This is a genomic window from Cupriavidus pauculus, from assembly GCF_002858765.1.
GTDB classification, from domain to species: domain Bacteria; phylum Pseudomonadota; class Gammaproteobacteria; order Burkholderiales; family Burkholderiaceae; genus Cupriavidus; species Cupriavidus pauculus_B.
This window is the reverse complement of record NZ_PJRP01000018.1, coordinates 18,513-33,244: the sequence shown is the minus strand read 5'-3', so window position 1 is coordinate 33,244 and position 14,732 is coordinate 18,513. Positions and strand designations below refer to the sequence as shown.

The window sequence follows — 14,732 nt, the reverse complement described above, 5'->3', positions numbered from 1 at the left end:
CCGAGGACCCTCACCATGAACCTGGTCCACCAATTCCTGTTCGGGATCTACCCGTATATCGCCGCCGCCGTCTTCTTGTTCGGCAGCCTGGCGCGCTTCGAGCGCGAGCAGTACACGTGGAAGTCCGACAGTTCGCAAGTGCTGTACCGCGGCAACCTGCGCATGGGCAACATCCTGTTCCATGTGGGCATCCTCGGCCTGTTCTTCGGCCACATGGCCGGCCTGCTCACGCCGGTGGCGGTATGGGATGCGCTGGGCGTCTCGCACAGCTTCAAGCAGGCCGTGGCCATGACCGCCGGCGGCGTCATGGGCACCATGTGCCTGGCCGGGCTGCTGATCCTGCTGCACCGCCGCCTGACGAACGCCCGCGTGTCCGCCGTCACCCGTACGGGTGACAAGGTGCTGCTGCTGTGGCTGCTGGTCACGCTGGTGCTGGGGCTGTCGACGATCTTCGCGTCGGCCAGCCACATGGACGGCCACATGATGGTCCAGCTGATGACCTGGGCGCAGCACATCGTCACGCTGCGCGGCGATGCCGCAAGCTACGTGGCCGATGCACCGCTGGTCTTCAAGGCGCATCTGTTCATGGGCATCTCGCTGTTCGCCATCTTCCCGTTCACCCGCCTGGTGCACGTGTGGAGCGGCTTTGCATCGGTGGGCTATCTGGGACGCGCGTGGCAGCTGGTGCGTAGCCGGTAAGGAGTCGCCATGCATACGATCGAGCGCCTGCTGAAAGGGTTCGAGCGTTTCCAGCAGCACTACTTCGAGGATGCACCGGCGCTGTTCGATGCCCTGCGCGTCGGCCAGCATCCTCAGACATTGCTGATTGGATGCAGCGATTCCCGCGTGGACCCCGGACTGCTGCTCGGCAGCGATCCGGGCGATCTCTTCACTGTCAGAAATGTCGCAAATCTGGTACCGCCTTGTAGCGAAATGGAGACTGGAAGGCTCCATGGCGTATCGGCGGCCATCCAATTTGCGGTAGAGCAACTCCGCGTAGCAAGAATTATTGTCATGGGTCATAGCGGATGCGGAGGAATTCGCGCATTGTTGGCGCGGCCCGAGGCTGAGGGCGACACGGCACCGGCGCGGGCCGGCCAGGATTTCATTGGTCCATGGGTGCGCATTGCGGCACCCGCCCGCCAACTGGTGGAGCAGACCATGCCAGGCGCTAGCGCCGAGCAACGTCAGCATGCCTGTGAACAGGCATCGATCCTGGTGTCGCTGCGCAACCTCGAGTCGTTCCCGTTCGTGCGCGCAGCGTGCGAGCGCGGCGAACTGACATTGCATGGCTGGTATTTCGATATTGCCGCCGGCGCGCTACTCGCTTACTCGGACCGCGCCGACAGCTTCCTGCCACTGGTTTGCCCGCTCCCCGACGCCCCCGTATGCGACGTCCGCAATACCGTCACCACCGTTTGACCCTGATGCAATGAGTCTGTCGCCCTCTTCGCCCTCTTCTGTCCTGCCACTGGTGTACGCCTGCTCCGGCTGCTCCAGTGTCGCCCAGCTCGCCAACCAGTTCGCCGTGCGCCTGGACCGCAGTGGCCGGGCGGAGATGTCCTGCATCAGCGGCGTTGGCGGCGGCGTGCCGGCGCTGACACGTGTGGCGCGGTCCGGGCGGCCGATCCTGGCGCTCGACGGCTGTCCGCTGGCCTGCGTCAAGGCATGCCTGGCGTCGGCGGGCGTCACCCCGACCCGTCACCTGGTCCTGAACCGGTTGGGGGCGACCAAGCGCCAGCACGGCGCATGCACCGACGATGAAGAGGCGGCCACCTGGGCCGTCGTTGAGCAAACACTATCCGGAATGGACTCATGACAGAACACTGGCTGAAACTCGCTGGACGGCGACTGCTGCCGCTCGTCCAGGGCGGCATGGGCATCGGCATCTCCGCCCATCGCCTGGCTGGCACCGTGGCCGCCAACAATGGTGTCGGCACGATTGCCAGCATCGACCTGCGCCATCATCACGAAGACCTGATGGCACAAACACGCGGGACGCGGGACAAGGAAAAAATCGAGGCGGCAAACCGCGTGGCACTCGATCGCGAAATCCGGGCCGCGCGGACGCTGTCGGCAGGCCGCGGCCTGATCGCGGTGAACGTCATGAAGGCCGTGGGCTCCCACGCCCAGCTGGTGCGGCAGGCTTGCGAAAGCGGCGCCGATGCCATCGTCATGGGTGCCGGCCTGCCGCTCGACCTGCCCGAACTGGCCGCCGACCATCCGAAGGTCGCCCTGATACCGATCCTGTCCGAAACGCGCGGCATTGGCCTGGTCCTCCGCCGCTGGATGAAGAAGGGCCGCCTGCCCGACGCCATCGTGATCGAGCATCCCGCGCACGCCGGCGGCCATCTGGGCGCCGGCACCATCGAGGATCTTGGCAACGAGCGTTTCTCGTTCGCCCGCGTGCTGACCGAATGTCGCGAACTGTTCCAGACGCTGGGCCTGGCCTGGGACAGCATCCCGCTGATCCTGGCTGGCGGCATCAATACGCACGAGAAGGTGCGCCACTGGCTGGGTGAAGGCGCGTCGGCCGTGCAACTCGGCACCGCATTCGCCGTGACCGAGGAATGCGATGCCCATCCGGATTTCAAGCAGGTACTGGTCACGGCCACCCCGGAAACCTTGCGCGAATTCACCAGCGTGGCCGGGCTTCCGGCGCGTGCTGTGCTGACGCCCTGGCTCTCGCGCTATCTGTCGAGCGAAAGCCGGCTGCAACGCCGCGCCAAGCCGCGAGACTGCCTGGAGGGCTTCGACTGCCTGCAGGCCTGCGGGCTGCGTGACGGCGTGGCCAAGATCGGCCAGTTCTGCATCGACCTGAAGCTTGCGCAAGCCGTGCGCGGCGATGTGGAGCGCGGGCTGTTCTTCCGTGGCAAGGGCAAGCTGCCGTTTGGCGAGGCGATCCGGCCCGTGGCCGAACTGATGCACTATCTGCTGACCGGCGAGAAGCCCGCTGCGCTGGCACCAGCGCCGGCGCGGGCCATCGTTGCCGCGGTTTGAAGGCGAAGCGTCCGCTTTCCCCCTTCCCCTCTCTTTTCAATCTCGCGGTACGCGGGGCGGCAAGCCGCCCTGCTTGCGCATGCGGAACATGCAGCGCAATGCCGTCAGCAACTGATAGCCCAGCCACGCATTCGAGGCCGCAAATAGCAGACCGCCCACGCGCGCGAGCCACACCGGCGCCAGCGGAAGCGCCAGCAGCGTCACGAATGCTGCCATCAGCAACAAGGCCTGCTGGCGCTGGCGGACTGGCGAAATAATGTCCTGCATCACAGGCACCCGCGCACGCGGCTGCAGCAGGCGACGCAGATGCAACCACACCAGAAATGGCACGATCTTGCCGAGCATCGCCGTGACCGGCAGGACACCGCCGCCAACCAGCGCCAGCACGCCAATCCACCAGGGCAGCGCCATCGGCGTATTGGCAGGCTGGAACAGCTGGATGGCTGTCAGGATCGCCGCCGCCACCATACTGGCAATGGCCGCAGTCCAGAGCAGCCAGTGGGGATCATGGCGACGGCGCGCGCGCAGCACGGCGGCCAGCATCCATCCGCCCAGCAGCACGACGAAGCCGAGCCACGGCAACAGCGCGAACGATGAAAAAGCGTGATGCGGAAAGGCGACCGCGACAACGCTGAACGCGAGCAGCAGGAGCCAGTGCGCGATCGGCAGGCAGCGCTGCAAGGCATCGGGTAGCTGTCGAGCCTGCCAGAACATCGGCAGCACGGTGGTCGACACCCCTGTGACCAGGGCGCAAAGCCAGCCGCCGAGGCCCCACGCCACATGCAGCGACAGCAGCGTAGGCAGCGTCGTGGGGAGCCAAGGGGGCAGCGGCAGCGTCCACCCTCCGCCGAGCATGCCGGCCAGTCCGATGCCTGCGGCAATGGTTGCCAGCAAGGGCGCCCCGATCCGGGCCAGCGTGCGCGTGGTGGCGTCGACGCGGGCCACGCGGCGTCCGGCCACCAGCAGAAGGACCGCAACCAGCAGCGGAAACAGGCCAAGCATCGCCGCCCAGCGAAAGCCAGTGGCGTGCGCGCCTACGAAGCCAGTTGCCAGCGCTACGGCAGTGCCCGCGCCCACCAACGCCACGAACGGCGCCACCCACCGCACCTGGGGCACCGGCACCCGCGCGATCACCGGCATCATCTGAAAGAGTGCGCCCAGCATCACTGGCAACAGCATGGCAAGTGCCAGCACGTGCACCGATGCCAGCGCCAGCGGCGCAAAGCGGTGCGGCAGGCCATCGGGGGGCCCGCAGGCCAGCAGCAATCCGGCAGCAGCGCCAAGCCATGGGGCGGGCATCAGACAGCCGAACACCACGGCCGGTCGTGGTGCCCGGGCATAGTCGAGGTTTGCCGCTTTCACTGGCGTGATTCCAATTTTCCGTCGGATGAATACCGAAAACGGCACATTGTCCGCCTCGGGCCGGCGGTCGTTCAAGCCCGTTCGCGTCCGCGCCACAATCAAACCACAGATTGCACGTTCCTTGATCTGGCGCAGAAATCACATGCCCCATCACGCCGAAAATCAGGACCAAGGTTGCGCCCGCCCCCTTGTGCCAGCCCGATCCCATGCTAGGCCCCACGAATCCAACACCCCTAGACAACACCACGGAAGCCTCTGCTTCTGCCGCCGCCGCGCCGCATCCGTTGCCAGAGACCGGCCACGTCCCGGACACGGTCCGGCTGACGCCGCCGCGCTACCGGCTGTCCACGCGCATCATCCTGCTGTCGCTGGTGTCGTTGCTGGCCGTGCTGACGATGATCGCCGGCACGCTCTACCTGTCGTGGAAGCTCGAAGGCGCGGGCGCGGCGATCAATGATGCCGGCAGCCTGCGCATGCGCGCCAATCGCGTCGCCATCGAGCTATCGCTGTCGGCATCCGGCAAACCCAATACCCTGGCCGAGCAAATCACCACGCTCGACAATACGCTGGCGCAACTGCGCAAGGGCAATCCGGCGCGGCCGTTGTTCCTGCCTGACGAACCCGCCATCCACGCCCAACTCGACGCCGTGCTGGCCGACTGGTCGCAGCAGCTCAAGCCGCTGGCGCTGACCGGCAATTCCAGCCAGTACGTCCGGGCGCTGCCGGGATTTGTCGATCGGGCCGACCGGCTGGTCCGTCAAATCGAGAACAACAGCGCACGCAAGACCGACATGCTGCGCCTGTCGCAGGTAGGCCTGGCTGTCATGGCCTGCGTGGGCACCGTGGCCGTCATCTACCTGCTCTACCTCTGGATCATCCTGCCTGTCCTGCGCCTGCAGGACGGCCTGCGCCGCATGGCGGCACGCGAATTCTCGCTGCGCCTGCCGGTGGAAACCCGCGACGAGTTCGGCACGCTGACGTCGGGCTTCAACCGGATGGCCGCCGAACTGCAGGATCTCTACCATGACCTGGCCGCGCGGGTGACCAGCAAGACGGCTGAACTGGCGCGCCAGAATCGCGACCTCGAGGCGCTGTATGACATGGCCGCCTTTCTGAACCAGGCCGGCGATTCCGAAAGCCTGGCGCACGGCTTTCTGGAGCGCGTGATGCAGCAGTTCGGCGCCGATGGCGGGTCCGTGCGCGTGTACGACGCCCGCCAGGGCAAGCTTCACCGGGTGGCATCGGTCGGCCTGTCGATGACGCTGGCCGACAACGATCACTGCGCGGATATCGATGCCTGCCACTGCGGGCACGCCACGCAGGCGGGCATCGTCACGGTGGCCGACCTGCGCCGGGCCATGTCCCCGGCGCTTGCCCCGATGCCGCCTGCCGTGCCATCGCCATGCCGGCGCGAAGGCTTTCTGTCGATGGCCGCGTTCCGGCTGGACACGCTGCGCGGGCAGGTCGGCACTGTGACGCTGCACTTCCGGGTGGCGCGCGAATTGCCGCCATCGGACCGGCAATTGCTCGAGACGATGGCGCAGCATCTGGCCACCGCGCTGGATCACATTCGCCTGTCGGCCAGTGCGCGCCAGCTTGCCGTGGTGGAGGAACGCAACCTCGTGGCGCAAGGGCTGCACGACAGCATTGCGCAGGGGCTGAACTTCCTGAATCTGCAGGTGCAGTTGCTGGAGGATGCCGTGGACCGGCATGCCGATGGCGAGGTCCAGGAGATCATCCCACTGCTGCGCCATGGCGTGGAAGAGAGCTACCAGGACGTGCGCGAGTTGCTGCACAACTTCCGGTCGCGGCTGACCACCGGCGACCTGCGCCCCGCCGTGGAAGAAACCGTGGCGCGCTTCCGGCGCCAATGCCGCACCGAGGCCTCGCTGACCATCGATGACAAGGGCCTGCCGCTGCAGCCCGAAGACCAGTTGCAGGTGCTGTTCATCCTGCAGGAAGCCTTGTCGAACGTGCGCAAGCACGCCATGGCCGAGCACGTGGCGATCTCGATCCGGCACGACCGGCTGTTCCGGCTTGTGGTGCAGGACGATGGCGACGGCTTCGACGCGGGCCGCCTGAACGAGCACGACGCCAGCCATATCGGCCTGCACATCATGCGCGAGCGCGCCGCCCGGCTTGGCGCGCAGCTTGCAATCGACGCCCGTCCGGGCCTTGGGGTGCGGATCGAACTGACGCTGCCACGCGGCGATCAGGCTCCCGATGCCGGCCCGGAAGCATCGACCGTCTCGACACCCCCGGTAACGCACGTTACACCGGCTACTGCACCGGTCACCGCACCGGCCTGAGGAACCCGCACCATGACCATCCGCATCCTGTTGATCGACGACCACACGCTGTTCCGCTCGGGCATTCGCGCCCTGCTGCAGCGGCAACCGGATTTCGAGATCGTCGACGAAGCCGCCGACGGTGTGGAGGGTATCAAGCGGGCCAAGCAGCATCGGCCCGACGTGATCCTGCTGGATCTGAACATGCCGGGGCTGTCCGGACTCGAAGCCCTGCATCTGCTGGTGGAAGACCTGCCCGACAGCGCCGTGGTCGTGCTGACCGTATCGGAAGAGGCGGAAGAACTGGCCACGGCGCTACGCAGCGGCGCGCGCGGCTATCTGCTCAAGAACATCGAGACCGAAGCCCTGACCAGCGCCATCCGGCGCGCAGCGGCCGGCGAACCCGTGATATCGGAAGGCATGACCGCGAAGCTGGTGCAGCAGTTTCGCGCGCCGAACGCCCAGCCCGGCGCGGCACGCGGCCATGAGGGTAGCCAGCGGAGCGCCCCGCTAACCGTCCGCGAGCGCGACATCGTGCAGGGGCTGGTGCGCGGCGAAAGCAACAAGGAAATCGCCCGCGAACTGGGCGTGGCCGAAAGCACCGTGAAGATTCACGTGCAGAACATCCTGAAGAAGCTCAACCTGGCCAGCCGCGTGCAGGTGGCGGTCTACGCCGTCGAGCATGGGCTCGCGGGCTGACCGCCGGCCTGACCGCCCGGCCTGCAGCGCTCAGTAGTCGGTGCGCTGGACGCCCTGCTCGGTGCCGAGCAGCAGCACGTTGGCGCCACGCAGCGCGAACAGGCCCACCGTCACCACGCCGGGCAGATGGTTGATGCGCTGCTCAAGGGCCTTCGGGTCTTCGATCTTCAGGCCGACCACATCGAGAATCACATTGCCGTTGTCGGTCTTGTAGATGCCGCCTTCCTTGGTCATGCGCAGACGCGGTTGGCCGCCGAGCGCAGCCAACTGGCGGGCTACCGCGGCGCGTGCCATCGGAATCACCTCGACCGGCAGCGGGAACGTGCCCATGACCGGCACCAGCTTGCTGCCATCGGCGATGCAGACGAAGCGCTCGGCTACCGACGCCACGATCTTCTCGCGCGTCAGTGCGCCGCCGCCACCCTTGATCATCGCGCCCGAAGCGTCGATCTCGTCGGCACCGTCGACATAGACGGGGATGGTGTCGACATCGTTGAGATCCAGCACGGTGAAGCCATGCTGCTGCAGACGGCGCGTGGACGCTTCCGAGCTGGAAACGGCGCCGCTGAAGCGCTCCTTGAACGCCGCAACGGCGTCGATGAAGAGATTGGCGGTCGAGCCCGTGCCCACGCCGAGAACGGCACCTTCGGGCACTTCCTGCTTCACATAGTCCGCGGCAGCTTGCGCGACCTGCGCCTTGAGTTCATCCTGAGTCATGACAACAGCCAGAATTGCGTTGGGAAAGGGCGTAGTGTAGCGGATCGCGGCACGCGCCCGGCGATTGCCGCCCCGCGCCGCGGCATCTGCCGGCCACATCGCCTTGCCCCCTCACGCCGCGCCGTTACAATGACCCATTCCCGGCGAACCACCGCCCCAGACTTCTTCCAGACGGAACCAGATCATGAACGCGCTCGAACAACTGAAGCAGTTCACCACGGTAGTGGCCGATACCGGCGACTTCCAGCTGATGAAGCAGTACACGCCGCAGGACGCGACCACCAACCCGTCGCTGATCCTCAAGGCCGTGCAGAAGCCCGAGTACCGGCCGCTGCTGGAGCAGGCCACGCGCGACCATCACGGCAGCGCGGGCGTCGACGCGGTCATGGACCAGCTGCTGATCGCGTTCGGCTGCGAGATCCTGGCTATCGTGCCGGGCCGGGTATCCACGGAAGTTGACGCGCGCCTGTCGTTCGACACGCAGGCCACCGTCGACAAGGCGCGTCATCTGATTGGCCTGTACGAGCAGCGTGGCGTGGCCCGCGAGCGCGTCCTGATCAAGATCGCCTCGACATGGGAAGGTATCCAGGCTGCCGCCGTCCTGCAGCGCGAGGGCATCCGCTGCAACATGACGCTGCTGTTCTCGCTGGTACAGGCCGTGGCCTGCGCCGAAGCTGGCGCGCAGCTGATCTCGCCGTTCGTCGGGCGCATTCTGGACTGGTTCAAGAAGCAGGCGGGCGACAAGTGGGATGCAGACGCCAACGCAGGCGACAACGATCCCGGCGTGCGCTCGGTGCGCCAGATCTACGACTACTACAAGAAATTCGGTTACGACACCGAGGTGATGGGTGCCAGCTTCCGCGGCACTGGCCAGATCCTGGCGCTGGCGGGCTCAGACCTGCTGACCATCAGCCCGGAACTGCTGGAGCAATTGGCAGGCGGCCAGGCCACGGTGGAGCGCAAGCTGTCGGTGGAGCAGGCCCAGGCCGGCAACATCGCGCGCATCGCCGCCGACGAGGCCGCGTTCCGTTGGCAACTGAACGAGGATGCGATGGCCACCGAGAAGCTTTCGGAAGGCATCCGCCTGTTCGCGGCGGACGCCGTGAAGCTCGAAAAGCTCGTGGCGGAACTGGCCGGCTGAGCCTGGCGGCCGCCTGCCCGAGGCTCACGCCCTGACACACCTGTCTCGCTTCAATCGGCGGGACAGGCGGGACAGCAGCCCGAGGAGCACAAAGGGTGGGCGGGAGAAAACCGTCAGGCGCTCAGGCCGTGCCTTGGGGCCACAGCATTGGCAGGCACTGCCCTGCCGCCGCGGACAGCACCAGGTCCGCCGTAGCATCCAGGGCCGACGGCTCTGGATTGACCAGCAGCACGCGGGCGCCGTGTTCCTTCGCCAGGCCCGGCAATGCGGCCGCCGGATAAACCAGCCCGGACGTGCCCACGACCAGACAGAGGTCGCAGTTCTGCGCCGCGTGATCGGCGCGATAGCGCGCCACGCGCGGCAAATCCTCGCCAAACCACACCACGCCGGGGCGCATCATCGCCCCGCACAGCGCGCAATGCGGTGGCTCGCCCGGCACGGCGGGCACCGTGTCGCAGCGGCCGCAGCCATCCAGCCACTTATTGGCGAACAGGTTGCCGTGCAATTCCACCACGTGCTCGCTGCCGGCCTGCTGATGCAGACCGTCGATATTCTGCGTCACCAGCGTCAGTGATTTCTGGCTGGCCAGCGCCGCCAGCGCATAGTGGGCGGGATTCGGCCTGGCCGCCGACACCAGTTCGCGCCGGTGCTCGTACCACTGCCACACCAGCGTCGGCTGGCGCCGAAATGCTTCCTCGGTCGCCAACTCCTCGGGATCGAAGCGCGCCCAGAGTCCGGTCAGGGCATCGCGGAAGGTCGGCACGCCGGATTCCGCCGAGATGCCCGCGCCGGTCAGCACGAAGATGTTCTGCGCGGCGTCGACCCACTGGCGTGCCTGCTCCAGCGCGGCGGCATCGACGATCATGCTCAGCCCCGGCGCTGGCGCACCGCCTCGTACAGGCACACGCCGCTGGCCACGGAAACGTTAAGGCTTTCCACGCCGCCCGCCATCGGAATGCCCACCAGTTCGTCGCAGGTCTCACGCGTCAGGCGGCGCATACCCTCGCCTTCGGCCCCCATCACGATGGCCGTCGGACCCTTCAGGTCCATGTCGTAGAGCGACTTGTCGGTGCCGTCAGCCGTGCCGATCACCCAGATGCCGCGCTCCTGCAGTTCGCGCAGCGTGCGCGCCAGGTTGGTCACGGTGATATAGGGAACGGTTTCGGCGGCGCCACTGGCCACCTTCGCCACAGTGGTATTGAGTCCGACACTGCGGTCCTTCGGCGCGATGACCGCATGGGCACCGGCACCGTCGGCCACGCGCAGGCAAGCGCCGAGGTTGTGCGGATCGGTGACGCCGTCCAGCACCAGCAGCAGCGGCGTGCCTTCGATGCTGTCCAGCAGTTCGTCGAGATTGAGGGCAAGCGAGACATCTTCGGCACGCGCCACCACACCCTGGTGGCGGTCGGTGCCGGCCATACCGCGCAGGCGGTCGGCATCCACCGGATGCAGCGTCACGCCAAGGCTTTCGGCCAGCCGGACGAAGTCCAGCATGCGGCGGTCCTTGCGGTTCGCTTCGATATAGATGTCGGAAACGCTCTGCGCATTCTGACGCAGGCGTGCGTTGACGGCGTGAAAGCCGATCAGGAGTTTGTGTTTGGCCATGGCGCGCATTGTACCCGCCATGGCCTCACGACAATGCCGATTTGCTTACCGCTTGCGCGCGGTACGGCTCGTTTTGCCGGCCGGCTTGGGCGCCCGCTTGGCAGCGGATTTCTTGGCCGTTTGCAGGTGCGGAGGCTTGGGCTTGGCCGCCCGCTTGGCCTGCTTGCCCGCCGGCGTCTTGCGGCCCGCATGCGACGCATGACCGACATTCGCTTCACGCGGCTTGACGGGCGTGATCACGGCCTCGAAGACCGGTTGCTCTTCGATCACACGGTCAAGCGTTTCGTCGAACGATTCCTCCGGCTTCGAGGTGCCGCCGAGCAGGGCTGCCAGTTGCCGGCCCTTCTTGCGCGCCGGCACGGCGTGGGCGGCCGGCACGCGCGGTTGCTCGGGTGCCCCGGCACGGCCACGCAGCGTCTTGGCCGACGGCTCCTGCACCAGGCGGAAGTCGATCTTGCGGGCATCCAGGTCCACGCGCGAGACCTGCACCCGCACGCGATCGGTCAGCCGGTAGCGGATGCCGGTGCGCTCGCCACGCAGTTCGTTGCGTGCCTCGTCATACTGGAAGTAGTCGCTGCCCAGCTCGGTGACATGGACCAGCCCTTCCACGTAGAGCTCGTCGAGCTGCACGAAGATGCCGAACGACGTGACCGCGCTGATCGTCCCGGCGAAGTCGCTGCCGAGCTTGTCGCGCATGAAGTAGCACTTCAGCCAGGCCTCGACGTCGCGCGACGCTTCGTCCGCACGGCGTTCATTGGCCGAGCAGTGCAGGCCCAGTTCATCCCAGACGCCCTCGTCGCGCTTGGCGCGGGCTGCGGCGTTCGCGGCCCGCTTCTCGGCGTCGGCGGCCTGCATGCGGCGCGCCTTGGGCGAGATCTGCGTGTTGAGTTCGGTACCCGGGATAAAGACCGGCCGGTACTTGGTATGCGCCAGGATGGCCTTGATCGAGCGGTGCACGAGCAAGTCCGGGTAGCGCCGGATCGGGCTCGTGAAGTGCGCGTAGGCCTCGTAGGCCAAGCCAAAATGGCCGATGTTGTCGGGGCTGTACACGGCCTGCTGCATCGAGCGCAGCAGCATCGTCTGCAGCATCGGCGCATCGGGGCGCGACTTGATCTTGTCCATCACCTCGGCGTAATCCAACGCCTGCGGCTTGTCGCCGCCGCCCAGCGACAGGCCGGCCGTCTTCAGGAATTCGCGCAGGTTCTTGAGCTTTTCCTCGCTCGGACCCGCGTGAATCCGGTACAGCGCCGGATGCTTGAAGCGTTCGAGGAAGTCGGCTGCGCAGACATTGGCCGTCAGCATGCATTCCTCGATCAGCCGGTGCGCGTCGTTGCGGGTGCGCGGCAGGATCTGTTCGATCTTGCCCTGCGCATTGCAGACGATGTACGTCTCGGTCGTGTCGAAGTCGATCGCACCCCGCTCGCGGCGCGCCTTCAGCAGGACCTGGAACAGTTCGTACAGGTTCTGCAGGTGCGGCACCAGCTCGGCGCGCTTGTGCGCCTCGGGGCCCTTGGTGTTCGACAGGACAGCCCAGACCTCGTTATAGGTCAGCCGCGCCGCCGAGTGCATCACGGCCGGATAGAACTGGTAGCCCTTGAGCTCGCCCTTGGCCGTGATCACGGCATCGCAGACCATGCACAGGCGGTCGACGTTCGGATTCAGCGAGCAGAGGCCGTTCGACAGCTTTTCCGGCAGCATCGGGATCACCCGGCGCGGGAAGTACACCGAGGTGGCCCGGTCAAGCGCATCGGCGTCGAGCGGCGTACCGGGCCGCACGTAGTGCGACACGTCGGCGATGGCCACGATCAGGCGCCAGCCCTTGGCGCGGCCGATCTTGACCGGCTCGCAGTAGACGGCGTCGTCGAAGTCGCGTGCATCCTCGCCATCGATCGTCACCAGCGGCACGTCGCGCAGGTCGATGCGGTGGTCCAGGTCGGCCTGGCGCACTTCGTCAGGCAGCGCCTGCGCTTCCTTGGCGGCAGCCGCGGAGAACTCGTGCGGCACGCCGTACTTGCGCACGGCGATCTCGATTTCCATGCCAGGATCGTCGATGTCGCCCAGCACTTCGACCACGCGGCCCACGGGCTGCACGTAGCGATCCGGCCATTCCACCAGTTCGACGCTGACCACCTGCCCCACGCGCGCCTTGCCTTGCGACTTGGGCGGGATCAGGATGTCCTGGCCGATGCGCTTGTCTTCCGGCGCCACCACCAGCACGCCGTTTTCGGACAGCAGGCGGCCAATGACAAAGCGGTTGGCGCGCTCGACGATCTCGACGATCTGCCCTTCCGGGCGCCCGCGGCGGTCGTAGCCCACCACGCGCACCTGGGCACGGTCGTTGTGCATCGCCTTCTGCAGTTCGCGCTCGGGCAGGAAGATGTCGTCTTCGCCATCGTCGCGAATCAGGAAGCCAAAGCCATCGCGATGGCCCTGTACGCGGCCGACGACGAAGTTTGGTTGATGGGCCAGTTCGTAGCGGCCCTTGCGATTCAGTTCGATCTGGCCGTCGCGTTCCATCGCGGCGAGGCGTTTCTGAAAACCGTCATGCTCCTTGCGCGTGACGGCCAGGGCCTTGGCGATGTCGCCGGCCGACAGGGGCGACCCCGAAGTTCTCAGTACGCCGAGGATTTCTTCCCGGCTAGGGATCGGATAGTTGTTCTGATTCAATTTTTCTCGAAACTATTTGACAAACGTTTGACGGTCGCTATAATGGCCGCTTCGGTTGTTTCGACACCTGCCCAGGTGGCGGAATTGGTAGACGCACTAGGTTCAGGTCCTAGCGGTGGCAACACTGTGGAGGTTCGAGTCCTCTCCTGGGCACCAAGATTCAGCAAGGAACCCGCAACGTGAGTTGCGGGTTTTTTGTTTTGTGCTGCTGAATCCTTCAAATTCTCTCCCTCTTGCCTTGTTGCCTTGTCCGTGGCCCTTTTCTGACTTTGAGCCGTGGATGAGTGTATCAGTTTCAGTGCCGATTCCGGCATTATCTCGCCATCTTCGCAATATCCATCGCGAAAAATACAGCAGCCTATCCATTCAACTCGGTTGTTAACGCGGTTGTTGACGGCTGACCAATCTGTAACTATGATAGTTTCACATTGAGATTTCCGCATGAGCACCAGCAGCCGGTTTGCCGTCGCCGTCCACATTCTTACCCTGCTTGCGCAGGCTGAGGGGCCGGTGCCGTCGTCGATGATTGCCGGCAGCGTGGGCACCAACCCTGCGCTGATCCGCCGCATGATCGGCACGCTGACCGAAGCCGGCTTCGTGACGACGACGATGGGCAGCACCGGTGGCGCGATGCTGGCGCGGTCCGCGTCGGACATCACGCTGCTTGACGTCTTTCGTGCCACCGAGACCACGGCGCTGATCACGCTGCACCAGAGCGCGCCGAATCCGGCATGCATGGTGGGGCGCGAGATCACCGGTGCCCTGCAGACCGTGGCAGATCGCGCGCAGGCCGCTATGGATGCATCGCTCGCGGAAATCACGATTGCCAGCATGCTCCACGAGGTTGAGCATGCCGCCCGGCGCCGCAAGCGCTGATTTTTTTATCTCGATATGTAACCACCATGGTTTCATATCGCTCTTAGTCGAAAGGAATCCATCATGAAGATCGCCATCATTGGCGCCACGGGCAACGTGGGCAGCCGCCTGACCGATGAAGCCCTGCGCCGTGGCCACACCGTGACCGCCCTCGCCCGCCAGGCGTCGAAGCTGCCCGCCCGGGAAGGCGTGACGGCACGCGATGTGGACGTAGCGGAGACGTCTGCCCTGGCCCACGCACTGCGCGGCAGCGATGTGGTGATCAGCACCGTGCGCTTCCTGCAGACCAGCGCAGCGCAGATCGTGGCGGCGGTCAAAGCCGCCGGCGTCGAGCGCCTGCTGGTAGTGGGCGGCGCAGGCAGCCTTTACGTGGCACC

General features: G+C 66.0%; 14 protein-coding genes and 1 tRNA gene. 10 read left to right on the top strand and 5 right to left on the bottom strand.

The window, feature by feature from the left end; genetic code table 11:
- The first annotated feature begins 15 nt into the window (after positions 1–15).
- From narI to CYJ10_RS27475, 4 genes are read left to right on the top strand one after another with little or no spacing between them, the layout of a single operon-like run.
- Entirely contained in the window at positions 16–699 is a 684-nt protein-coding gene (gene narI / locus CYJ10_RS27490) for a respiratory nitrate reductase subunit gamma (RefSeq protein WP_101684607.1), read from the top strand.
- Positions 700–708: 9 nt separating this feature from the next.
- Positions 709–1,422: a carbonic anhydrase gene (locus CYJ10_RS27485; protein WP_101684606.1), complete on the top strand. Its 714-nt coding sequence runs from the start codon at positions 709–711 to the stop codon at positions 1,420–1,422.
- A gap of 10 nt (positions 1,423–1,432) precedes the next feature.
- Complete coding sequence (locus tag CYJ10_RS27480; protein ID WP_101684605.1) at positions 1,433–1,819, top strand: putative zinc-binding protein; 387 nt, start codon at positions 1,433–1,435, stop codon at positions 1,817–1,819.
- Positions 1,816–3,000 (top strand): NAD(P)H-dependent flavin oxidoreductase, encoded by a 1,185-nt coding sequence (locus tag CYJ10_RS27475; protein ID WP_101684604.1) that lies wholly within the window; start codon positions 1,816–1,818, stop codon positions 2,998–3,000. Before CYJ10_RS27480 ends, CYJ10_RS27475 begins: the two co-directional genes overlap by 4 nt.
- 36 nt (positions 3,001–3,036) lie before the next feature.
- Here CYJ10_RS27475 and CYJ10_RS27470 read toward each other — a convergent pair whose 3' ends face one another.
- A complete protein-coding gene (locus CYJ10_RS27470) occupies positions 3,037–4,362 on the bottom strand; it encodes a hypothetical protein (protein WP_101684685.1) in 1,326 nt (441 codons plus the stop codon).
- A 206-nt stretch (positions 4,363–4,568) separates the two neighbouring features.
- On the opposite strand from CYJ10_RS27470, the gene CYJ10_RS27465 reads away from it, so the two are divergent.
- Together CYJ10_RS27465 and CYJ10_RS27460 are read left to right on the top strand one after the other, a co-directional pair.
- Positions 4,569–6,671, top strand: a complete 2,103-nt coding sequence (locus CYJ10_RS27465) for a type IV pili methyl-accepting chemotaxis transducer N-terminal domain-containing protein (RefSeq protein WP_101684603.1) — start codon at positions 4,569–4,571, stop codon at positions 6,669–6,671.
- A 12-nt stretch (positions 6,672–6,683) separates the two neighbouring features.
- Complete coding sequence (locus CYJ10_RS27460; RefSeq protein WP_101684602.1) at positions 6,684–7,349, top strand: response regulator; 666 nt, start codon at positions 6,684–6,686, stop codon at positions 7,347–7,349.
- Between the two features lie 30 nt (positions 7,350–7,379).
- Here the strand turns inward: CYJ10_RS27460 and rpiA are convergent, their stop codons facing one another.
- Positions 7,380–8,066 (bottom strand): ribose-5-phosphate isomerase RpiA, encoded by a 687-nt coding sequence (gene rpiA / locus CYJ10_RS27455; protein WP_101684684.1) that lies wholly within the window; start codon positions 8,064–8,066, stop codon positions 7,380–7,382.
- Positions 8,067–8,250: 184 nt separating this feature from the next.
- On the opposite strand from rpiA, the gene tal reads away from it, so the two are divergent.
- Positions 8,251–9,207 (top strand): transaldolase, encoded by a 957-nt coding sequence (gene tal, locus CYJ10_RS27450; RefSeq protein WP_101684601.1) that lies wholly within the window; start codon positions 8,251–8,253, stop codon positions 9,205–9,207.
- Between the two features lie 121 nt (positions 9,208–9,328).
- On the opposite strand, the gene CYJ10_RS27445 is transcribed toward tal, so the two are convergent.
- The 3 genes from CYJ10_RS27445 to rnr are packed head-to-tail and all read right to left on the bottom strand — an operon-like array spanning position 9,329 to position 13,479.
- Positions 9,329–10,072, bottom strand: coding sequence for an SIR2 family NAD-dependent protein deacylase (locus CYJ10_RS27445; RefSeq protein ID WP_101684600.1), 744 nt, complete (start codon positions 10,070–10,072; stop codon positions 9,329–9,331).
- 2 nt (positions 10,073–10,074) lie between these two features.
- Entirely contained in the window at positions 10,075–10,812 is a 738-nt protein-coding gene (rlmB, locus tag CYJ10_RS27440) for a 23S rRNA (guanosine(2251)-2'-O)-methyltransferase RlmB (RefSeq protein WP_101684683.1), read from the bottom strand.
- A 45-nt stretch (positions 10,813–10,857) separates the two neighbouring features.
- The gene (gene rnr, locus CYJ10_RS27435) at positions 10,858–13,479 is read right to left on the bottom strand and encodes a ribonuclease R (RefSeq protein ID WP_101684599.1); all 2,622 of its coding nucleotides are present in this window, start codon (positions 13,477–13,479) and stop codon (positions 10,858–10,860) included.
- Positions 13,480–13,548: 69 nt separating this feature from the next.
- Here rnr and CYJ10_RS27430 point away from each other — a divergent pair.
- The 3 genes from CYJ10_RS27430 to CYJ10_RS27420 form a co-directional block, all read left to right on the top strand.
- Positions 13,549–13,635: transfer RNA gene (locus CYJ10_RS27430), tRNA-Leu, on the top strand.
- A gap of 285 nt (positions 13,636–13,920) precedes the next feature.
- The gene (locus tag CYJ10_RS27425) at positions 13,921–14,355 is read left to right on the top strand and encodes an Rrf2 family transcriptional regulator (protein WP_101684598.1); all 435 of its coding nucleotides are present in this window, start codon (positions 13,921–13,923) and stop codon (positions 14,353–14,355) included.
- Between the two features lie 63 nt (positions 14,356–14,418).
- Positions 14,419–14,732, top strand: a 314-nt coding sequence (locus CYJ10_RS27420; RefSeq protein ID WP_146002136.1) for an NAD(P)-dependent oxidoreductase, incomplete at its 3' end; no start/stop codon positions are given.